Raw genomic sequence first — 19,517 nt, forward strand, 5'->3', positions numbered from 1 at the left:
AAGCTCTTGAAAAAGAAACGAAATAAATCGGCCACCCCGGCGGACGAAACCGTTTCGTAAAAACCGACCGTAGTGACGAACATGACCGTCGATTCCGATTCGACCGCCGTCGTCGTCGTCGATATGCAAAACGGGTTCTGTGACCCCGACGGGAGTCTGTACGCACCGGCCAGCGAGGACGTCATCGAACCGATTCAGGAACTCCTCCAGCGTTCCCGCGAGGCGGGGGCGTCGGTCGTCTTCACCCGCGACGTGCACACGCGGGAACAGTTCGAGGACAACCACTACTACGACGAGTTCGACCGCTGGGGCGAGCACGTCATGGAGGGGTCGTGGGAAGCCGACATCGTGGACGATTTCGACGTCCGCGAGGACGACCACGTGGTGACGAAGTACACCTACGACGCCTTCTACCAGACCGACCTCGAAGGGTATCTGAACGCCCACGACATCCACGACCTGCTCATCTGCGGAACGCTGGCGAACGTCTGCGTGCTTCACACCGCCGGAAGCGCCGGACTGCGCGACTTCAAACCGATGCTCGTGGAGGACGCCATCGGCTACATCGAGGAAGACCACCGCGACTACGCCCTCGAACACGCGGCGTGGCTGTTCGGCGAGGGCGTCGAACTGGACGACATCGAATTCGAATAAGAAAACGGCAATCGACAGAGAAGGCCACGAAGTTCCCCAAGCGGCGAAGATTTTTAAACGAGGACGCGGCCAGAACCGCCACGATGATCGATACCGGAGACTGAAATCGGAGTACCGAACCAGTGCGAAGAAAGCCAAGCGACCTCAGTGGACGCTCACCGAAATCGAATCGCCGACCGAGAAGTCGTGGCCCGGACAGACGAGTTTCGCGCCGAACTGCTCCAGCGAGACGAACAGCGAGAGTCCGGTAATCGGCTCCCCGTTCGCGCGGATGTCCACGTCGTCCCACGTCACGGTGCGGCCGTTCACCTGTCCGACGCGCGCACCGAGAAGCGAAACGGAGGTCGGTTCGCCGCCTCGTGAGTCCGACGCTCGAAGCGCCCCACCGTCTCGCGGCGATGCCGTTCGACGTTCCAGTGTGCGGAGCACCCCGCCACCCTCGTAGTGTGGAAGGCCACCGTCCAGCACCACCGCCTCGCCATCCCCAGCCTCGTCATCCCCACCGACAACGGCCTCGATACCCGCGAACCGTTCGCCGGGCGCGGGATGGGTCGGCGAGTCGAGGACGACGAACGTCTCACCCGTCTCGACGACGCGCCCAGAACCGTCCCACGCGATGGGTTCGATTTCGACCGGAACGTCGAGCGGGAGCGACCCCGACGCGCGAACCGGGTTCGTTCCGTGCTCCCGAAAGCCGAGGTGGATGTGGTTTGCGACCCACGGCGCGAAAAAGCCAGAGCGGACAAGTTCGCCCAACGAGTCGCCGACTTCGACCGTCTCGCCGGGTTCGACGGTCGGGGCGACGTGCAGCATCCGGACGAGATAGTCGCCGGTATCGACCACGATGAGGTGGTCGTGCGCGACGGCGTAGGGCTTCGACGGAGCCGTCACCGTCCGGGTTTCGACCACTTCGCCAGCGACGGGACTCGGCGCGAGCGGCGTCCGTGGCTCCTCGTTGTCGGGATACAGGTCGATGGCACAACCGTCGTCGTGTGCGACGTACGGCGAGTTGTAGACCGAAAATCGGGGATAGCTCGACAACACGTCCGTGGTAAGCCCGACCATGGATGGAGTTACGACCGGGAGCGTTTACATACATCGGGTCACAATGGAATACTATGCGCGTGCTTCGTGGTCGGGCGGAGACTCGGGACGATGACCGACAGGTCACTGCCGCGATGCTCACGGAGACGGCGGAAACGGGCGAGGCGGCGGTTCGCGTTTGGACGCCACATCGACAGATAGCGTTCGGGCGGCGGGACGCCCGCGCCGAGAAGTACGACGTGGCGAAATCGGTCGCCCGTTCGTGTGACTTCGAACCGCTCGAACGAAGCGTCGGGGGGCGTGCGGTCGCCTACACCGGAACCACGGTAGCGTTCGCCACGACGGTCCCGCTGGAGGACATGCGAACCGGGATGGAGGAACGCTACGCGGAGACGACGGAAACGCTCCAGCGTGCGTTCTGGCGACTCGGGGTCCCGGCACAGCGCGGGGAACCGTCACGGTCGTTCTGTCCGGGCGATTATTCGCTCCAGTGGAAGGGGAAAATCGCGGGTATCGCACAGCGGGTCCGAACCGGCGCGGCGCTCGTTTCGGGGGTCGTCGTCGTGGACGACCACGAGGAAATCGCCGCGGTCTTGGACCCCATCTACGCCGCGCTCGACGTGCCGTTCAACCCGGATTCCGTCGGGAGTGTCGCAAAGGCCGGGGGGAACGGCGATCCGAAGGTGGTCGCCGAAACCATCGAGGCGATGTTGGTCGGCGACGCGGACGCGACGGTCGAACACGTTGGCGACCGGGACACTTAGGACGGTTGCCGGAACAGTGGCGAGTATATGCTCACCATCCGGAACGCGACGCTTCCCGACGGCAGCAAACGCGACGTTCGCATCGAAACCGACGCGGGGAGAATTTCGGCTATCGGATCCTCGCTAACGGAGTCCGGCGAGGTCGTCGACGCGACGGGAAAACTGCTGTTGCCCGGTGCTATCGACGCACACGTTCACTTCCGCCAGCCCGGGTTTTCGCACAAGGAGACGTGGGAGACGGGAAGCAAGAGCGCCGCCGCGGGCGGCGTGACGACGGTCGTTGACCAACCGAACACTAACCCGCCGACGGTGGATGGACCGTCGTTCGACGAGAAGGCGGAACTCGCGGCGGAGTCGTACGTCGATTACGGTATCAACGGCGGCGTCACGCCCGACTGGAACCCCGACGAGCTGCTCGACGAGCCGATTCTCGCGCTCGGCGAGGTGTTTCTGGCCGACTCGACGGGGAAGATGGGCATCGAAGCGGACCTGTTCCGGTCGGCGGTCGAACGGGCCACGGACAAGTACCTCGTCGTGACGGTGCACGCGGAGAACGCGGACCTGTTCGATTCGGATGCGAAGTCCCGCGACGACGCGGACGCGTGGAGCGCCTACCGCACGGCCGAGGCGGAGTCGGATGCCGTCGAACGGGCCTGTGAAATCGGCATCGAACTCGGCGCGCGACTGCACATCGCACACACCAGCACGCCGGAGGGAATCGACGCGGCGACCGAGGCGGGTGCGACCTGCGAAGTGACGCCCCATCATATGTTCCTCTCGCGCGACGACCTCGACGAACTCGGGACGTTCGGGCGCATGAACCCGCCGCTTCGGAGCGAGGAACGGCGCGAAGAAGTCTTCGCGCGCGTAGCGGACGGGACGGTCGATATGATTGCGACCGACCACGCACCGCACACCCGCGAGGAGAAGGACGCCGGAATCTGGGACGCCCCGAGCGGAGTGCCGGGCGTCGAGACGATGCTTCCCCTGTTGTTGGAGGAGGCCCGCAAGGACAATCTCAGCTACGAGCGCGTCGCCGACCTCACCGCCCGAACCCCATCGAAGGTGTTCGGCCTGCCGCGGAAGGGTCGCATCGAGGAGGGACGGATGGCCGACCTCGTTCTCGTGGACCCCGACACGACGCGCGAGATTCGGGCGGAAGACCTCCACACGAAGTGCGACTGGACGCCGTTCGAAGGCTGGACGGGCGTATTCCCGGAGATGACGATGGTCCGCGGCAACGTCGTCTTCGAGGACGGCGAGTTCGGCGAGCAAATCGGGGAAAACGTTCGAGCGTAGGTCCCCGTAAAATTATCAGGCGTGCTGCGGTAGCGACCGTATGCAAGCAGTCGTCCTCGCCGCCGGAAAGGGAACCCGTCTCCGTCCGCTGACCGACGACAAGCCGAAAGCGTTGGTCGAAGTCGCGGGAAAGCCGATTCTCACGCGCTGTTTCGAAACCGTGGCCGAACTGAACGCGGAGGAAGTGATCGTCGTCATCGGCTACGAAGGAACACAGATTCGGGACCGGTACGGAGACTCGTTTTCCGGCATTCCGATAACGTACGCCCGGCAGGGCGAGCAGTTGGGGATGGCACACGCGCTGTTGCAGGCCGAACCGTACGTCGAGGGGGAGTTCATGTGTCTCGACGGGGATTGTGTGATTCGGTGTGACCTCGAACCACTGGTCGAACGCCAGCAGGAGGCGGGCGTGGATGGGGTTCAGTTGGTCGAACGGGTCTCGACCGAGGAGGCTCGCGTGAAAGCCATTTGCGATGTGACCGACGAAGGGGAACTACGCGGTATCGAAAAGGAACCAAACGACCCGCCAGAACCGAGCCTCGTCGCCGCGGGATTCGCCGTGTACGGTCCGGCGATGTTCGACGCGTGTGCGGCGACGGAACTGTCGGTTCGCGGCGAGTACGAACTCTCGGAGTCGATTCGACGATTCGTCACCGACAACACTATGTTGACGATGCGAACCGAGGGCTGGACGGCGAACGTCAATACACCGGCGGAGCGGGACGCGGCGGAACGACAGCTTCGGGAGTGAGTGGGAACTCGGTGGAAAGTCGAAGGGTGGAGTGGAGTGGAGTGGAGTGGGACGGGCCGTCACGATTAGGCACCGACGCGTCGATAGAGGATACGATATGACGGGAGAAGATACGGTCGAGATTCCGGTCGATTCGGTTCGACTGGAGGGGAATCTCCACGTTCCGAGCGACGCGGACGGAATCGTGCTGTTCGCACACGGAAGCGGGAGCAGTCGGAAGAGTCCGCGAAACAACTTCGTCGCGGAGCGGCTCCACGAGTTCGGTCTCGGGACGCTCCTGTTCGACCTGCTCACGGAAGCGGAGGACGAGACGTACGCGAACCGCTTCGACATCGAACTGTTGACCGACCGCCTCGTCGCGGTGACGGAGTGGGTGGAACAGCGACCGGAGACGGAAGAACGCGGCGTCGGCTACTTCGGGTCGAGTACCGGGGCCGCCGCCGCGCTTCGTGGGGCGGCGCGTCGTCCGGAGGTAGGTGCGACCGTTTCACGCGGCGGCCGGGTTGACCTCGCGACGGAGGTGCTCGCGGACGTGACGGCACCGACGTTGTTCATCGTCGGCGGCCGGGACACGCAAGTGCTCGAACTGAACCGCGAGGCGTACGACCGATTGCGCTGTGAGAAAGAACTCGAAGTCGTCCCGGGTGCGGGTCACCTGTTCGAAGAACCGGGGACGTTGGAATCGGTTGCGACGCTCGCGGGCGAATGGTTCTCCTCGCACCTGTGACGGGCCGAACCGACCCCGGTGAAACGGCGTCGTGTCAGAGAAGGAAGAATGGAATGAGGACGAGCAATAGCCCGAGCAGGACGCAAAGCAACCCGTAGGTTTGATACCGAGCGACGCCGAACTCGCCGAGTTCTCCGGTCGATGCGACGGCGACCGATTGTCTGATAAGAAATATTTCTCGCGGTTTCGCCGTCACGAGAACACCGATACCGGCGAAGATGATGCCCACAAGTAACGATTCGAAAACCACCATATGAGCCATAAGAGTGATAGGTCGGCATAACATTTACGGCTCAGTATGCCGCACGTAAGACGAGCGTCATAACGGTCACACCGACCATGCCGCCAGCGCCGAGACTGCCGATGACCGTCATCGCTTTTCGAGAGTCCGCCTCGGTCCACCCCGTGTTCGAATCGAGGTACTTCTGTGCGTTTTCGACCGCGCTCCCCGCGAACACCGACCCCGACCAGCCGAGGATGGCGAAGCCGAACACGAGCGCCGCGACGGCGAAAACCTTCCGACTGGCGAACGAAACCGTCTCGCCCGCGGCGACGACGAGCAAAACGCCCGCGCCGCCCAGCGCGAGTCCGACACCGCCGAACCGGGAGACGAGACGAACGCGGGGACGGAGATACCCGACGAAATCCATCAGTCCACGGCTTCGCGCATCCGCGGGTCGAGCGCGTCGCGCATCCCGTCACCGAGCAGGTTGAATCCCAGCACCGTCACGGCGAGGAACAGACCGGGGAAGAACGACCACCACCATGCGCTCGGAACGCTGAACAGGCCGTGTTTGACGCCGTTCGAGAGCATCAGTCCCCACGAAGGGGTTCCCGGGTCGGCACCGAAGCCGAGGAACGACAGCGCCGCGAGGTCGAGGATGGCGAGGCCGAAGTTGAGCGTGCTCTGAACCGTAATCGGCGCGAGACAGTTCGGCAGGACGTGGCGGGCCAGCACGCGCGGGTTCTTCGCACCCAGCGCCACCGTCGCGTCGATGTACTCGTCTTCGAGGACTTTCAGCGCCGCGCCGCGGACGACGCGGGCGAACCGCGGCGTGTAGACGAGCGTCAGCGCGGCGACCGCGCGCCACAACCCCCACTCGTCGGGGAAGACGGCGACCAGCGCGAGCGAGAGCAGGAGCGCCGGGAACGCCAGCAGTACGTCCATCGTCCGCATGATGACGTTATCCGTCAGGTCGCCGTAGTAGGCCGCGATGATGCCGAGGCCGACCCCGAGCGTCGTCGAGGCGGCGACCGTCACCGTTCCGAACAGCATGGCGTACCACGCGCCGTAGAGAACGCGCGGGAAGATGTTCTGTGCCTGCAGATTGGTCCCGAAGGGGTACGCCTCGCTCGGCGCGGCGAGACTCGGCTGGAGGCCGATTCGAGACTGTTTGATGGCCGCGAGGTCGATGGTCAGTCTCGCGTACACCGCCACCACAATCATGAAGAGGATGATGGTGAGACCGGTGACGGCGAGGCGATTCGACAGGAGTTCGGAGAGGAACGGCGAGGCCCGCAGGCGACTGAAGAACCCGCGGGAGACCGTTTCGCTGTTTTCTGTTTGCGTGCTCATTGTTGGATCCTCGGGTCGAGGTAGGAGTAGGTGATGTCCACGAACAGGTTGACGAGCGTGAACAGGAGCGCGAACGTCAACACGGTGCCCTGTACCACCGGGAAGTCACCGACTTCGATGGCGTCCACGAGCATCGTCCCGATGCCCGGAATGCCGAAGACGGTTTCCGTCAGCACCGCGCCGCCGAGGAGGGTACCGAACTGGATGCCGATGACGGTCACGACGGGAATCAGCGCGTTGCGGAAGCCGTGTTTCAGCATCGTGATTTTCGTTCCCTGTCCCTTCGCGCGGGCGGTGCGGATGTAGTCCTGCCGCACGACTTCGAGCATGGACGACCGCATCATCCGCGAGATGAGCGCCATCGAGTAGATGCCGATGACGAGCGCGGGCAGGAACAGGTGCATCACCGCCGACTGGAACGCCGCGAAGTTGCCGTTCAACAGCGTATCGACCGTGATGAGTCCCGTCACGAGGTTGATGCTGTACTCCGAGGCGATGCGACCGCTCGGCGGGAACAGGTGGAGGTACTGGGCGAACAGGAGAATGAGCAGCGGTCCGCTCCAGTAAATCGGGATGCTGATTCCGGTCAGTGCGCCGATTCGGGTGAGGTGGTCGGTCGCGGAGTCCTGCTTGATGGCGGAAATCACGCCGAGCGGGATGCCGAACAGGATACCGAAAATCTGGCCGTACAGCGCCATCTCGACGGTGACGGGGAGCCTGTGCGTGAGAATCTGCGTGACCGGCACGCCTTTTCGAATCTGGTAGGACTGTCCGAGGTCGAGGTGGAGCGCGTTCCACAGGAAATCCCCGTACTGGACCCAGATCGGTTGGTCCAATCCCATCTCGTGGCGAACCTGCTGGACGAACGCTTCCGAGGCCCGCTGGCCCGCGACCACCCGTGCGGGGTCGCCCGGTGAGAGTTGGAGAATGGCGAAAACGAACGTCGCCACCCCGAACAGCACGGGAATAAGTAGCAACAGTCGTTTGATAACGAACCGCTTGGATATCATCTACCCCAATCTCAAACGTCGGGGGTCAAAAAAGGCTCGTTACCGTGGTTTATCAGTTGAGCTTCACCAGGCGCAGGTACGGACCGCTGATGGGAGCGAGTTTGAACCCGCTGACGCTGTTGTGGACGCCGCGGAGGTCCTTCGCGTGGTCCATGAACACCCACGGGGCCTCGTCGTGTGCGATTTTCCCGGCCTTCTTGTACTTCTTCTTGCGCGCCTCGTTGTCGTAGGTCACTTGCGCGTCCTCGACGAGTTTCATGAAGTCGGTGTTCGCCCAGCCCGCGACGTTGAGCGTGTTGAAGCCGTCCGTGTCGAAGCTGATCCAATCCTGTCCGTCCGGCACGTCGTCGATGGAGACGCCGGGGTGGAGCAGCGCGTAGTGGAAGTTGTCCGGGTCGGCGTTGTCCGTCATCCAGCCGAGGAAACACGCGTCGTGCTTCCCGGTTTCCGTGTAGTTGAGGAACGGGTCGAACGCCTGCTGGTTGATGGTCACGTCGATGCCGACCTCTTTCAGGTTGGACTTGACCGTCTGGGCCGCCTGAATCGGGCTCGGGTTGTACGTCCGCGGGTTCTTGAACGTCGCCAGTTCGAACGAGAAGCCGTCGCCGTAGCCCGCTTCGTTCAGCAGCTTCTGTGCCTTCTCCTTGTCGTATGCGTACGGGCTGAGGCTGTCGTTGTAGCCCATCACGCTGCTCGGAATCGGCTGGTTGGCCTCCTTGGCGATACCCTTGAAGATGGTATCGACGATGGCTTTCGTGTTGATGGCGTGGCTGATGGCCTGTCGGACCTTCTTTTTCTGGAAGGCTTCGACCTTCGCCATGTTGAACGCCATGTAACCGATGTTGATACCGGCGTCCGAGACGAGTTCCGCGTTGCCGGATTTCTTGACCTGCTGTGAGGACTGCGCACCGAGTCCGTCGATGATCTGTGCGTCGCCCGAGTCGAGCGTCTGGGCGCGTGAGGTGTTGTTACCGACGACGGTGAACACGACCTCGTCCACGTAGGGGCCGTCGCCCCAGTAGTCCTCGTTCTTTTCGAGGCGGACGCGGTTGTTGCTCTGGTCCCAGTTCTTCAGCTTGAACGGGCCGGTGCCGTCCGGGTCGGACTTGAGCCCTTTGCCCTTCTCCTCGATTGCCTTCTTCGAGTGGACCGCGGAGACAAACATCGCGAGGTTCGGGAGGATGGGCGCGTACTTCTTCTCCAAGTTGATCGTGAGTTTGTGGTCGCCGTCCGCTTTGACGTCCTTGACGACGCCGAGCGTGTACGGACCGTAGGAGGAGGCGTACTTCTTGCCGGGGTAGTACTCGTAATCCTCGTCCACGAAGCGGCGGTAGGTCGCCACGAAGTCGTCCGCGGTGAAGTCCTCACCGCTGTGGAATTTCACGTCTTTGCGGAGGTCGAGCGTGACCGTCTTGCCGTCCACGTTCCAGTTCGTTGCGAGGCCCTCGGTGAGCGAGGTCTTGCCCGGTTTGAACGCGATGAGAGTGTCGTAGAGCTGATTCGTCACCTTTGCGACTTCGCCGCTGGTCGAGTTCTGGAAGTCGAGGGACCCCGAACTGCTGCCACGGGCGTAGGTGAGCGTACCGCCCGAACCGCCGTTGCCGTCACCGGTTCCGTCGCCGGAGCTGGTGGTTTCGTCGCCCGTCTCGCCGCCGATACAACCCGCGAGTGTCGCTGCCGCGGCCGCGCCGCCAGCAGCTTTGAGGAAACTACGTCTGTCAGTCAATCTGTCGCGTGACGCCATACGCCAGTGTGGTCATATGTTCTATATAAACATACCGGAGCTATAGTATCCAATGAACGAATGAAAGAAACGATGATATTGTGGCGTTCTTCGTATCTATTACGTGAAATCGTATTGAATGTCTGGTGATTCGGGCGGTTTTTACTGTCCTTGCAGCGAAACGAGGTTCAAGAACGGGCCGGAGATGAGTTCGACGACGTAGCCGTCGACGTTGTTTCCGACCCCACGGAGTTCCTTCGCGTGGTCCATGAACACCCACGGAGCCTCGTCGTGCGCGAGCTTTCCCGCCTGTCGGTACAGCTTCGCGCGCTGGTTGTCGTCGTACGTTCGCTGGGCGCGCCGGACGAGTTTCATGAAGTCGGTGTTCGCCCACGCCGCAACGTCGAGCGTGTTGAAGTTCTTCGTGTCGAAGCTCACCCAGTCCTGCCCGTTCGGGACCTTGTTAACCGGGATACCGGGGTCCAACAGCGCGTAATAGAAGTTGTCCGGGTCGGCGTTGTCCGTCATCCAGCCGAGGAAACACGCGTCGTGTTTGCCGCTCTCGGTGTAGTTGAGGAACGGGTTGAACGACTGTTGGTTGATGGTCACGTCGATGCCGACGTCGTTCAGGTTGGACTTGACGACTTGCGCGGCCTGAATCGGACTCGGGTTGTACGCGCGCGGATTTTTGAACGTCGCCAACTCGAACGAGAAGCCGTCCCCGTATCCGGCGTCGTTCAGCATCGAGCGCGCCTTGTCAGGGTTGTAGGGGTACGGATTCAGGCTCTTGTTGTAGCCGAGGACGTTCGACGGAATCGGTTGGCTGGCCTGTTCCGCGATGCCCTTGAAGATGGTATCGACGATGGCCTTCGTGTTGATGGCGTAGCTGATGGCTTGTCGAACCCGCTTGTCGCGGAACGCCTCCACATTCGCCATGTTGAACGCCATGTAGCCGACGTTGATTCCCTCCTTCTCCCTGAGGCTGGCGTTGTTCGACTGTCGGACGATTTGTGCGGACTGTGCGCCGAGTCCGTCGATGATGTCGGCGTCGCCCGAGTCGAGCGTCTGGGCGCGCGTCGTGTTCGACGCGATGGCCGTGAACACGACCTGATCGACGTTCGGACCGTCGCCCCAGTAGTCGTCGTACGCCGACAACCGAATCCGTTGGTTGCTCTTGTCCCAGTTGTCGAACTGGAACGGTCCCGTCCCGACCGGGTTGCTGCTCAACTTCTTGCCGAGGTTCTGGATGGCCTTCTCTGAGAGGATGCTCGACGCGAACATCGCCAGATTTCGCAGGAACGGCGCGTACTTCTGCTTGAGTTCGATGGTCAGGTTGTAGTCGCCGTTCTTTTTCATGTTCTTCACCCAGTTGCCGAGCGTGAACGGCCCGTAGGACGAGACGTAACTGTCGCCCGGATAGTACTGATAGCTCGAATCGGTGAAGCGGCGATACGTCGCTATCACGTCGTCCGCCGTGAACGTCTCGCCGTTCTGGAACTTCACCCCCTCCCGGAGTTTCAGCGTCGTCGTCGTCCCCTTCAAATTCCAGTTCGTCGCGAGTCCCTTCGTCAGACTCGTCTCGCCGGGTTTGAACTGGATGAGCGTATCGTACACCTGATTCGTGACCTTCACGTCCTCGCCGCTGGTCGTGTTTTGCGGGTCGAGGGTCCCCGAATCGCTGCCACGCGCGTAGGTCAACAATCCACCTTGCTGATTGCCCTGTGCCGTCGCCGAACCCACCCCCGAAACCGAGTCGGCGAACGTCGCGGCGGCGGTCGCGCCACCGGCCGCTTTCAGAAAGCTCCGTCTCGAAACCGTGTCGTTTGGTGACATCCCCCAAAAACGTCAACGATAATAGTGATAGTTCTGCCGGACGGGACCACGGTTACCGACGATTGGAACAAGGAGCGAACGTGTCAAACCGAGAATGTCGAACGGCGACGGGGAACGGAACTACTGCGGCGATGGGAAACGAAACTACTCGGGTTGGTCGTAGAGATGGCAGGCCGAGGGGTGGGTGGTGTCCTGGAGTACCGGACTCTTTCGTTCGCAGACGCTCGTGAAGTGTTTCGCGAGGAGCGACTCTGCCGCCTCCCAGTCCTCGTCGGCGAGGTAGTCGAACGACTGGGAAACGACGTCGCGCGGTTCGCCGGTCGGTTCCGTCTCGAACAGTCGGTCCCAGAGTACGGCGTGGAACGAATTATCCCCCGGTCGTCTGGTCGCCTGCCCGCTGCCAGTCGAAGCGCCGGAGCCCACGTCCGACGAGGGTCGGGCGTCCGTCGACTTCTCACCGCCATCCGTGGCGGCCCGTGCCGACCGCCCTCCGTCCGCCGCCTGTTCGTGGACCGATTCGAGGTTGATGGCGCGGTTTTCGACGCGTTCGCGGTAGTTCATCACCTCACGATACGCCTGCTGGTCGATGTCCATTCCCTCCGGCGGGATTATCTGCGGACACCGCGTTCGGAAGTGACACCCGCTCGGCGGGTCGATGGGCGACGGCACGTCGCCCTTGAGGATGACCCGGTCGTCCGTGTCCGCCCGCGGGTCCGGTTCGGGAATCGCGGAGAGCAGAGCTTGCGTGTAGGGGTGTTTCGGGTCCGCGAACAGTTCGTCGGTGTCCGCGACCTCCACGATTTCGCCGAGATACATCACCGCGATGCGGTCGGAGATGTGCCGAACGACCGAGAGGTCGTGGGCGATGAACAGGAACGTCAAGCCGAACTCCTCCTGCAGGTCTTCGAGGAGGTTGATAATCTGGGCCTGCACGGACACGTCCAGCGCCGAGACCGGTTCGTCGGCGACGATGAAGTCGGGGTCCACCGCGAGCGCGCGGGCGATGCCGACGCGCTGGCGCTGGCCGCCCGAGATTTCGTGCGGATACCGGTCGCGCTGGCTGGGGTCGAGACCGACGTTCTCCATCAGTTCGTTCACGCGTTCGTGTCGTTTTCCTTCGGAGAGGCCGTGAATCGAAAGGGGTTCGGCGATGATCTGCCCGATGGACATCCGCGGGTCGAGGCTGGACAGCGGGTCCTGGAATATCATCTGCATGTCCTTTCTCGCCTCGCGCATCTCGTCGCTGTCCAACCCGCCGAGGTCGGTTCCGGCGAAGACGACCCGCCCGTCGGTCAGCGTTTCGAGGCGGAGGAGCGACCGACCGGCGGTGGATTTACCACACCCGGATTCGCCGACCAGTCCTACCGTCTCGCCTTCGTAGATGTCGAACGAGATGCCATCGACGGCTTTCACGCTGTCGTCGCCGTCGGACAGCCACTTGTCGAGGAAGTCGTCCGCGCGCGAGTAGTGTTTCTTCAGGCTGTCCACCGTGACGAGCGTGTCTCCCACCTCGTGTTCGCCGGTCGTAACGCTCTCCTGTTCCTCGACGTACTCGGTCCCGTCGAACGATTCGAGGACGCATTTCGCGCGGTGGTCCACGTCGTCCGGGCCGTGTTGCAGGTTCGGAATCTCGCCCTGCGTACACTCCGGTTGCGCCCACGGACACCGGTCGGCGAAGTGGCAGCCGTCGGGCATGTCGATGAGGTCCGGGACGTTCCCCTCGATGGGAGTCAGACGCTCCTTGTCCTCTCGGGGGATGGATTCGAGGAGGGCGTACGTGTACGGGTGGCTCGGGTTGTGGAAAATCTCGTCCACCGGCCCGACCTCCACCAAATCGCCCGCGTACATCACCGCGACGCGGTCGCACGTCTCGGCGACGACGCCGAGGTCGTGGGTGATCATGAAGACGGACATGCCCAACTCGTCCTGCAGGTCGTTGATGAGGTCGAGAATCTGGGCCTGAATCGTCACGTCGAGCGCCGTCGTCGGCTCGTCCGCGATGAGCAGTTTCGGCTTGCAGGCGAGCGCGATGGCGATGAGCACGCGCTGGCGCATCCCGCCCGAGAACTCGTGCGGGTACTCCTCGACGCGGGATTCGGGTTCCGGAATCCCGACTTCTTCGAGGATGTCGATTGTGTCTTCGAGGAGTTCGCCGTCGATGTCGTCCCCGCTGATTTTCGGGGCGATTTCCCGCACCGCGTTCCACCAGCTATCCTTCCGCTTGCCGCCGTACTGGTGGAGCTGCAGGCTCTCTGCGACTTGCTCGCCCACGGTCAGCGCCGGGTTGAGCGAGGTCATGGGGTCCTGGAAAATCATCCCCATCTCGCTGCCGCGGATGTCCCGCATGACGGATTCGGGCGCCGACATGATGTCGACGTACCCCTCGTCGGGGAAGACGTACTCCCCGACGCCGCTCGGATACTTGTCTGCGAACGTCTCGGCGACCTCCTCGTGTTGGAAACGAATGTCGCCGGAGGCGACCTCGCCCGGTTCGTCGATGAGTTGCATCGCCGAGAGCGCGGTCACAGATTTCCCGGACCCGGATTCGCCGACGAGTCCGATGGTCTCTCCCTCTCGGATGTTCAGGTCGAAGTCGTCCACCGCCTTGACAGTCCCTCGTTCCGTGTGGAACTGCGTTTTCAGATTCGAGATGGACAGTAGATCGGTCACGATTACGCGGCAATGGTAGTCGCGTGAGGAAAAGCCGTTCGGTTGAGTGTAGCATACGACACGCGAACGAAAAGAACCGTTACAGTCGGAGAACCATCTCCAACTCGAAGCTCTCGGCGTCGGCGGTTTCGAACCCGACGTTCCGGTAGAGGTTGACGGCGGCGCGGTTCCATCGCTCCACCGTCAGCCACACTTTGTCGATGTCCTGCGCTCGCCCGTAGCCGAGGAGCGTGCGGATGAGGTGCGAACCGATACCCGCGCGCTGGTAATCCTGATGAACGAAGATGGCCAGTTCGTACGACGAGTTACCGTCGGGGACGAGGGTCGCGTGGCCCGCAACGTCGTCGTCGTTCCACGCGATGACGTTCAGGCCGTCCCCCCCGGTCAGGGTTTCCACCCAGTCGCGCACCCGGTATTCCGTGGCCGGTGGAATTCCCTGTGCGCGGTCGGCCGGGTCGAAATCGACGTACATCGAGACGAGCGGTTCCGTGTCGCTCTCCTCGAAGGGCCGGATTTCGATGTCGCGTCCCTCGCGGTCGGTGAACGTCTGCGGCGGCTCCGGGAAGGGGCCAGCGGGGTCGTCGGGGAAGCGTCGGTCGTCGTTCATCGTACCAGTTTCACCGAAACGTGGGAGTTCAGCAGGACGAACTCGGCGATGTGGCCCAGTCGAATCTTCCCCATGGGACTGCGCTGGCCGCCGCCGAGGACTATCTGGTCGAACCCCTCGCTCTCCGCGATGTCGAGCAGGCGACTTCCGGGGTCTCCCGAAACGTCCCGAACGGACGCCTCCAGCTCGGAATCGTCCAGCACCGCGTTCGCTTTCTCGCGGATTTCGTCCTTCGAGCGGTCGCTCTGTGGATTGTCGAGGATGGCGACCGTCAGTTCATCGCCGGCCGCGACCGCGCGCGATACCGTCCGTTCGAGCGCGGTGAGGGAGTCGTCGCTCCCGCCAGTTCCCAATAAGACCTTCATACTACCTCCATTTCCGCCGGGTATCAAAACAGTTGGGTGCGATACGCTTTTGCACCCCGCTCGGTAACGACGGGATATGTCGAACGACCCCTCCCCGCCCGCACCGGAGGCCGAAGACGAATACGGAGACGAAGAACAGCCCCGCGAGACGAACGAAGGGGTTTCACAGCAGTTGGCCGACGAAGCGGCGACGGATGCGGCCGGTACCGACAAAACAGCGACAGATGCGGTCGGTACCGACAAAGCAGCGACGGACGCCGCCAGCGAACCGGCGGACGACGGCGCGACGGGAGAGGACGGGACGGGTTCGACCCCGGACATCCCGCCGGAGGTGCAGAAGTACGCGCGGTTCAAGAAGATGGATGGGGCGGAGTACGACCGAGTCAACGAGTTCCTCCGCGACCGAACCTACATCACCGCCCGCGAGTGGGCCATCGCGCGCCTCTGTGCCGACTTCCGAACCGAAACCGGCGTGGAGATGACCAAAATCGGGAACAACCTTCCCTACTTGGTCCCGTTCATGACCGACACGTACACCCCGCAGGCGGTGAATCAAGCGCGGTCGGCGTTCGAAGAGAAGATACGGAAAGCGGGAGCGACGTTCCTCTACGGCGCGATGTCCGGCTTCTTCACCGCCGAGGAGTTGGACGACGTGATGTACGAGGTGACCGAGGTGGCGAAGTTTCTGCTCGAAGTCGAGGGCGTGGACCTCGCGGTGGCGGAGGAACTCGCAGCCGAGGACAAGATTTCGAGCGTCATGCGCGAAGTCCGCGAATCCAGCGAGGAGTTGCGCCACGACGAGATGGAGTGCCCACACTGCGGGCACGAAATCGGCGGCGAAAAGTAGGGTTACTCGTCGGTTTCTTCGGCGGACTCCGCGTCTTCGGTCTCTGGTTCTTCGGGCGGTTGGAACAGCGAGGGGTCGTCGTGGGTGAACCTGATGCGGTCCTCGCTCAGCGTTCGGACGAACGAGTACATCTTTCCCGCGTCCATCGCGTCGGCCAGCATCTCCTCTGCGCCCTGCACGTCGTAGTACACCGGGTAGAGAACCGCCGTTTCGTCCTCGCGGTCCTCCATGACGATGACGGCGAAGACGAGTCCGTCGGCGAGCGCGCGGTAGGCTTCGAAGGCGTCGAACGAGACGCCGCCATCCATCAATTCCTCCAGCGCCTCGAACTCGTTGTCGGGGACGAGAACGTCCAGTCCGAACTCGCCGTCCTCGTCGCTCCAGAGCGGCGTGACGTCGCCGGGGTGGAGTTCCATGGTTTCCCACCCGTCGTCGTCGTACTCCGCCGTCGTCGCTTCCATATCCGCGATGACGGACTCCCAATGTGGCATCGCCCGTGAGTGCGCCGTGGCGTTCGGCGTCGAACCGTCCATACACCGATGGGCGGGTTTTTCGCGTAAAAACGTTGTGTCATCGCGGTTCACGGGAACGACGAACGCTCGAACCCAACGAGGCGAAAATCAGATCGAGAGGACGGGTTGGCTGGCGTAGAGGAGCACGTACTCCGCGGCTTTCTCCAACACTTCGCCGGGTTCGCCCGAGAGCGGTTCCCGCGGGATGACGATGAAGTCGGCGTCTATCTCGTCGGCGCAGTCGAGGACGGCGCTTCCCGGATGTTGGAGCTTTCGCCGCGTCGAGAACCCGTAGGCGATGGAACTGCGGAGTTCGATGTCCGACTCCGCCGCGACCGCGCGGGCGCTGTCGATGAACGACTCGGTTTCGTCGATGATGTCGTCCTCCTCGATAGCGCCCGTTTCGATGGCTCGGGATACCTCTTCACCGAAGACGTAGAGCGCGTGAACGGCGGCGTCGTACCGCTCCGCGATGGAAACCGCGTACTCGATGGCCCGCACCGATTCGTCGCTTCCGTCCACCGGAACGAGTACCGTATTCACTTCGACTGGCGACTCGGTCATACCCGTGGCTGCGCGTAGACGAGGCAAAAACCTTCTCCCGTGGCGGCCGCTCGCCGTCGGTGTCGTTTTCGACTGCGGCGGATTCCGCTTCGACTGCGGCGGGATCCTTTTCGACTACCACAGGGTCGTCTTCGACTACCGTGGGGGAACCGTACGGACGTCGCTGCGGCGTAGAATAGAGTCCATGAACAAACCGCAATCGGATGGGATTGCGGTTTGAGTGCAACCTTGCCCCGTCGGGCGTCCTGATAACACGCACCATGCACCTTAGCAGTTTGGATTGACGCAATTTAGCCACTCAGTCTTTAAGAACGATGAGGGAGGATGGAAAAACGATGATAGATACCGTCGTCATCGCCACCGATGGCTCCGAGAGCGTCGAACGAGCAGTGACGGTCGCGCTCGACCTCGCGCGCCGATTCGACGCCGACGTTCACGCCCTCTACGTCGTGGATGCGGGCGAGGTCGAGTCCTCTCCCGAAACGCTCCGCGAGGAGTTCCAGGACGCGCTCGAATCGCAAGGCGAGAAGGCACTCGAATCGGTCAGCGAACGCAACGGCGGGAACGTCACCACAGCGGTCAGGGAGGGTGACCCGGCCGCCGAAATCGGGGAGTACGCCCGCGAGCACGACGCGGACATGGTTGCCACGGGGACGCGGGGACGACACGGCGAAAACCGATTCCTCATCGGGAGCGTCGCGGAGCGCGTCGTTCGGACCTGTCCGACGCCCGTGCTGACGGTTCGGCAACTCGACCCCAGCGAAGCGTGATAAAAGCATATATCAGGTGATTACGATGTTCGCGGCATGACCGCCATCGAATTGACCGACGTTTCCAAGCGCTTCGGGAACGTCGTCGCCCTCCGCAACCTGAACCTCCAAATCAAAGAGGGGGAAGTGTTCGGTTTCCTCGGACCCAACGGCGCGGGGAAATCGACCACCATCGACATGATTCTCGATTACGTGCGACCGACGAGCGGGACCGTCACCGTGTTCGGCCACGACGCCCAGCGTGACACCCGCCGCGTCCACGAGCGAATCGGCGTCCTCCCCGACGCGTACCACGCCTACGACCACCTCAGCGCGCGCCAGCATCTCGAATTCGTCATCGAAACCCGCGGCGTGGACGACGACCCGATGCGAATCCTTCAGCGAGTCGGCATCCCGGAAGCGGCCGACCGACGGGTCGAGGGGTTCTCGAAGGGGATGGCCCAGCGACTCATCCTCGGCATGGCGCTCGTCGGCGACCCGGACCTGCTCATCCTCGACGAACCGACGACCGGCCTCGACCCGAACGGCGCGCTGGCGATGCGCGAAATCATCCGGGAGGAGCGCGACCGCGGGACGACCGTGTTCTTCTCCAGTCACATCTTAGAGCAGGTCGAAGCCGTCTGTGACCGCGTTGGAATCCTCGACGCCGGGGAGTTGGTCACGGTGGATTCCATCGACGGACTCCGCCGAACGGTCGGGAGCGGTGCCTCGTTGACCGTCGAGGTGGACCGCCTCTCGTCGGGGACGCTCGACCGGGTGCGCGCCGTCGAGGGCGTCGGTCACGTCTCGGCCGACGGGACGACGCTCGTAGTGGCCTGTACCGACCGGGCGAAAAAGCGCGCCCTCGACGCCATCGAGTCGGCGGGCGACACCGTTCTGGACTTCGACACAGAGGAGGCGTCGCTCGAAGAGCTGTTCACGACGTACACGACGGAGGTTCCGGCATGAACTGGCGCGTCATGGCGAAAAAGGACTTCCTCGACGCCCATCGGAAGTGGTCGCTCGGGACCGCGGCCGTCGGGTTCGTTCTCTTCCTCGCCGTGCCGATGTATCTCGGAATGAGCCATGCACGGAACCCCGGCACGGTGGACTTCTTCGGACAGATGGGAATACTGGTCTTCTTCGCGCCGCTGGCGGGGTTGATGATGAGTTACGGCGCGATAGCCGCGGAGCGCGAACTCGGGAGCCTGAAACTCCTGCTCGCGCTTCCGTACACCCGCCGGGACGTAATCGCGGGCAAAGCGGTCGGACGGGCCGCGGTGGTCGGAACGGCCACGTTCGTCGGCGTGTTCGCCGCGACGGTGATATTCCTCGCATTCGGCGGGTCGCTGCCGGTCGTGGAGTACGTCGCGTTCCTCGCCCTCGTGTTCCTGCTCACGGCGGCGTACACGAGTTCGGCGGTCTGTCTCTCCGCCGCCTCGCCGACGAGCAATCGGGCGATGGCGACGAGCGTCGGCTTCTTTCTGCTGACGTTTCTCGGTTGGTCGTCGGTTCCGCTCGTGATTCGGTACGTCCTCAACGGGTTTTCGAGTCCGAGGGGCGCACCGCCCGTGTGGGCGAACGTCATCGACAGCCTCAGTCCCGTCAAGGCCTACTCGACCGGGATGGACACCTTGGTGCACGGAAACGCCGGGAGCACGTTCTACCACACCGGGTGGTTCGCCCTCCTCGTCCTCGTCGCGTGGGCCGTGATTCCGGTGGTGCTCGGCTACCGGCGGTTCAGTTCGGTGGACATCTGAGTCCCTCGGTCGAGGGGACGATTCCAGTCGCGCTGGAAATCTGTTGTCTGTTTGTATTAATA

Annotated in this window: 21 protein-coding genes; 9 read left to right on the forward strand and 12 right to left on the reverse strand. The window is 62.9% G+C overall.

Annotation, left to right across the window (positions count from 1 at the left end):
* Positions 1 to 81 precede the first annotated feature (81 nt).
* Complete coding sequence (locus OPC11_RS11695; RefSeq protein ID WP_264781965.1) at positions 82 to 654, forward strand: isochorismatase family cysteine hydrolase; 573 nt, start codon at positions 82 to 84, stop codon at positions 652 to 654.
* A 144-nt stretch (positions 655 to 798) separates the two neighbouring features.
* On the opposite strand, the gene OPC11_RS11700 is transcribed toward OPC11_RS11695, so the two are convergent.
* On the reverse strand, positions 799 to 1,719 hold the full coding sequence (locus OPC11_RS11700; RefSeq protein WP_264781966.1) for a hypothetical protein: 921 nt from the start codon (positions 1,717 to 1,719) through the stop codon (positions 799 to 801).
* A 53-nt stretch (positions 1,720 to 1,772) separates the two neighbouring features.
* Here OPC11_RS11700 and OPC11_RS11705 point away from each other — a divergent pair, with 53 nt between their 5' ends.
* From OPC11_RS11705 to OPC11_RS11720, 4 genes are all read left to right on the forward strand, one after another.
* Complete coding sequence (locus tag OPC11_RS11705; RefSeq protein ID WP_007980102.1) at positions 1,773 to 2,462, forward strand: lipoate--protein ligase family protein; 690 nt, start codon at positions 1,773 to 1,775, stop codon at positions 2,460 to 2,462.
* A 27-nt stretch (positions 2,463 to 2,489) separates the two neighbouring features.
* On the forward strand, positions 2,490 to 3,761 hold the full coding sequence (locus OPC11_RS11710) for a dihydroorotase (protein ID WP_264781967.1): 1,272 nt from the start codon (positions 2,490 to 2,492) through the stop codon (positions 3,759 to 3,761).
* Between the two features lie 40 nt (positions 3,762 to 3,801).
* On the forward strand, positions 3,802 to 4,512 hold the full coding sequence (locus OPC11_RS11715) for a sugar phosphate nucleotidyltransferase (RefSeq protein WP_264781968.1): 711 nt from the start codon (positions 3,802 to 3,804) through the stop codon (positions 4,510 to 4,512).
* Between the two features lie 97 nt (positions 4,513 to 4,609).
* On the forward strand, positions 4,610 to 5,239 hold the full coding sequence (locus OPC11_RS11720; protein WP_069449573.1) for a dienelactone hydrolase family protein: 630 nt from the start codon (positions 4,610 to 4,612) through the stop codon (positions 5,237 to 5,239).
* Between the two features lie 34 nt (positions 5,240 to 5,273).
* Here the strand turns inward: OPC11_RS11720 and OPC11_RS11725 are convergent, their stop codons facing one another.
* From OPC11_RS11725 to OPC11_RS11765, 9 genes are all read right to left on the reverse strand, one after another.
* Positions 5,274 to 5,492, reverse strand: a complete 219-nt coding sequence (locus tag OPC11_RS11725) for a hypothetical protein (protein ID WP_264781969.1) — start codon at positions 5,490 to 5,492, stop codon at positions 5,274 to 5,276.
* Between the two features lie 40 nt (positions 5,493 to 5,532).
* A complete protein-coding gene (locus tag OPC11_RS11730) occupies positions 5,533 to 5,889 on the reverse strand; it encodes a hypothetical protein (RefSeq protein WP_264781970.1) in 357 nt (118 codons plus the stop codon).
* Entirely contained in the window at positions 5,889 to 6,815 is a 927-nt protein-coding gene (locus OPC11_RS11735) for an ABC transporter permease (protein WP_007980114.1), read from the reverse strand. Before OPC11_RS11735 ends, OPC11_RS11730 begins: the two co-directional genes overlap by 1 nt.
* Positions 6,812 to 7,825, reverse strand: coding sequence for an ABC transporter permease (locus tag OPC11_RS11740; RefSeq protein WP_007980116.1), 1,014 nt, complete (start codon positions 7,823 to 7,825; stop codon positions 6,812 to 6,814). The genes OPC11_RS11735 and OPC11_RS11740 overlap by 4 nt, the downstream gene beginning before the upstream one ends.
* 52 nt (positions 7,826 to 7,877) lie before the next feature.
* Positions 7,878 to 9,569: an ABC transporter substrate-binding protein gene (locus tag OPC11_RS11745; RefSeq protein WP_007980118.1), complete on the reverse strand. Its 1,692-nt coding sequence runs from the start codon at positions 9,567 to 9,569 to the stop codon at positions 7,878 to 7,880.
* 141 nt (positions 9,570 to 9,710) lie between these two features.
* Positions 9,711 to 11,381 carry an ABC transporter substrate-binding protein gene (locus OPC11_RS11750; protein ID WP_264781971.1) on the reverse strand — a complete coding sequence of 557 codons (1,671 nt, stop codon included), beginning with the start codon at positions 11,379 to 11,381 and terminating at the stop codon, positions 9,711 to 9,713.
* A 144-nt stretch (positions 11,382 to 11,525) separates the two neighbouring features.
* On the reverse strand, positions 11,526 to 14,051 hold the full coding sequence (locus tag OPC11_RS11755; protein WP_264781972.1) for an ABC transporter ATP-binding protein: 2,526 nt from the start codon (positions 14,049 to 14,051) through the stop codon (positions 11,526 to 11,528).
* Positions 14,052 to 14,130: 79 nt separating this feature from the next.
* On the reverse strand, positions 14,131 to 14,658 hold the full coding sequence (locus OPC11_RS11760; protein ID WP_007980124.1) for a GNAT family N-acetyltransferase: 528 nt from the start codon (positions 14,656 to 14,658) through the stop codon (positions 14,131 to 14,133).
* Positions 14,655 to 15,023, reverse strand: a complete 369-nt coding sequence (locus OPC11_RS11765) for a universal stress protein (protein ID WP_264781973.1) — start codon at positions 15,021 to 15,023, stop codon at positions 14,655 to 14,657. The genes OPC11_RS11760 and OPC11_RS11765 overlap by 4 nt, the downstream gene beginning before the upstream one ends.
* Positions 15,024 to 15,099: 76 nt before the next feature.
* Between OPC11_RS11765 and OPC11_RS11770 the strand changes: the two genes are divergently transcribed.
* Positions 15,100 to 15,870, forward strand: a complete 771-nt coding sequence (locus OPC11_RS11770; RefSeq protein ID WP_264781974.1) for a DUF5806 family protein — start codon at positions 15,100 to 15,102, stop codon at positions 15,868 to 15,870.
* 2 nt (positions 15,871 to 15,872) lie between these two features.
* Here OPC11_RS11770 and OPC11_RS11775 read toward each other — a convergent pair whose 3' ends face one another.
* Positions 15,873 to 16,403 carry a hypothetical protein gene (locus OPC11_RS11775; RefSeq protein WP_264781975.1) on the reverse strand — a complete coding sequence of 177 codons (531 nt, stop codon included), beginning with the start codon at positions 16,401 to 16,403 and terminating at the stop codon, positions 15,873 to 15,875.
* 87 nt (positions 16,404 to 16,490) lie between these two features.
* Positions 16,491 to 16,946 (reverse strand): universal stress protein, encoded by a 456-nt coding sequence (locus OPC11_RS11780; RefSeq protein WP_069449580.1) that lies wholly within the window; start codon positions 16,944 to 16,946, stop codon positions 16,491 to 16,493.
* 335 nt (positions 16,947 to 17,281) lie between these two features.
* Between OPC11_RS11780 and OPC11_RS11785 the strand changes: the two genes are divergently transcribed.
* Genes OPC11_RS11785 through OPC11_RS11795 form a run of 3 tightly spaced genes read left to right on the forward strand, consistent with a single transcriptional unit; the run spans position 17,282 to position 19,455 of the window.
* On the forward strand, positions 17,282 to 17,716 hold the full coding sequence (locus OPC11_RS11785) for a universal stress protein (RefSeq protein WP_264781976.1): 435 nt from the start codon (positions 17,282 to 17,284) through the stop codon (positions 17,714 to 17,716).
* Between the two features lie 36 nt (positions 17,717 to 17,752).
* On the forward strand, positions 17,753 to 18,664 hold the full coding sequence (locus OPC11_RS11790) for an ABC transporter ATP-binding protein (protein WP_264781977.1): 912 nt from the start codon (positions 17,753 to 17,755) through the stop codon (positions 18,662 to 18,664).
* Positions 18,661 to 19,455 carry an ABC transporter permease gene (locus OPC11_RS11795; RefSeq protein WP_264781978.1) on the forward strand — a complete coding sequence of 265 codons (795 nt, stop codon included), beginning with the start codon at positions 18,661 to 18,663 and terminating at the stop codon, positions 19,453 to 19,455. Before OPC11_RS11790 ends, OPC11_RS11795 begins: the two co-directional genes overlap by 4 nt.
* The last annotated feature ends 62 nt before the right edge of the window (positions 19,456 to 19,517 follow it).

It is taken from the genome of Haladaptatus sp. T7 (assembly GCF_026008575.1).
GTDB lineage: Archaea > Halobacteriota > Halobacteria > Halobacteriales > Haladaptataceae > Haladaptatus > Haladaptatus paucihalophilus.

Coding starts and splice junctions, on each gene's coding strand:
- OPC11_RS11695 (WP_264781965.1), top strand. CDS start 82: ATGACCGTCGATTCCGATTCGACCGCCGTCGTCGTCGTCGATATGCAA.
- OPC11_RS11700 (WP_264781966.1), bottom strand. CDS start 1,719: ATGGTCGGGCTTACCACGGACGTGTTGTCGAGCTATCCCCGATTTTCG.
- OPC11_RS11705 (WP_007980102.1), top strand. CDS start 1,773: ATGCGCGTGCTTCGTGGTCGGGCGGAGACTCGGGACGATGACCGACAG.
- OPC11_RS11710 (WP_264781967.1), top strand. CDS start 2,490: ATGCTCACCATCCGGAACGCGACGCTTCCCGACGGCAGCAAACGCGAC.
- OPC11_RS11715 (WP_264781968.1), top strand. CDS start 3,802: ATGCAAGCAGTCGTCCTCGCCGCCGGAAAGGGAACCCGTCTCCGTCCG.
- OPC11_RS11720 (WP_069449573.1), top strand. CDS start 4,610: ATGACGGGAGAAGATACGGTCGAGATTCCGGTCGATTCGGTTCGACTG.
- OPC11_RS11725 (WP_264781969.1), bottom strand. CDS start 5,492: ATGGTGGTTTTCGAATCGTTACTTGTGGGCATCATCTTCGCCGGTATC.
- OPC11_RS11730 (WP_264781970.1), bottom strand. CDS start 5,889: ATGGATTTCGTCGGGTATCTCCGTCCCCGCGTTCGTCTCGTCTCCCGG.
- OPC11_RS11735 (WP_007980114.1), bottom strand. CDS start 6,815: ATGAGCACGCAAACAGAAAACAGCGAAACGGTCTCCCGCGGGTTCTTC.
- OPC11_RS11740 (WP_007980116.1), bottom strand. CDS start 7,825: ATGATATCCAAGCGGTTCGTTATCAAACGACTGTTGCTACTTATTCCC.
- OPC11_RS11745 (WP_007980118.1), bottom strand. CDS start 9,569: ATGGCGTCACGCGACAGATTGACTGACAGACGTAGTTTCCTCAAAGCT.
- OPC11_RS11750 (WP_264781971.1), bottom strand. CDS start 11,381: ATGTCACCAAACGACACGGTTTCGAGACGGAGCTTTCTGAAAGCGGCC.
- OPC11_RS11760 (WP_007980124.1), bottom strand. CDS start 14,658: ATGAACGACGACCGACGCTTCCCCGACGACCCCGCTGGCCCCTTCCCG.
- OPC11_RS11765 (WP_264781973.1), bottom strand. CDS start 15,023: ATGAAGGTCTTATTGGGAACTGGCGGGAGCGACGACTCCCTCACCGCG.
- OPC11_RS11770 (WP_264781974.1), top strand. CDS start 15,100: ATGTCGAACGACCCCTCCCCGCCCGCACCGGAGGCCGAAGACGAATAC.
- OPC11_RS11775 (WP_264781975.1), bottom strand. CDS start 16,403: ATGGACGGTTCGACGCCGAACGCCACGGCGCACTCACGGGCGATGCCA.
- OPC11_RS11780 (WP_069449580.1), bottom strand. CDS start 16,946: ATGACCGAGTCGCCAGTCGAAGTGAATACGGTACTCGTTCCGGTGGAC.
- OPC11_RS11785 (WP_264781976.1), top strand. CDS start 17,282: ATGATAGATACCGTCGTCATCGCCACCGATGGCTCCGAGAGCGTCGAA.
- OPC11_RS11790 (WP_264781977.1), top strand. CDS start 17,753: ATGACCGCCATCGAATTGACCGACGTTTCCAAGCGCTTCGGGAACGTC.
- OPC11_RS11795 (WP_264781978.1), top strand. CDS start 18,661: ATGAACTGGCGCGTCATGGCGAAAAAGGACTTCCTCGACGCCCATCGG.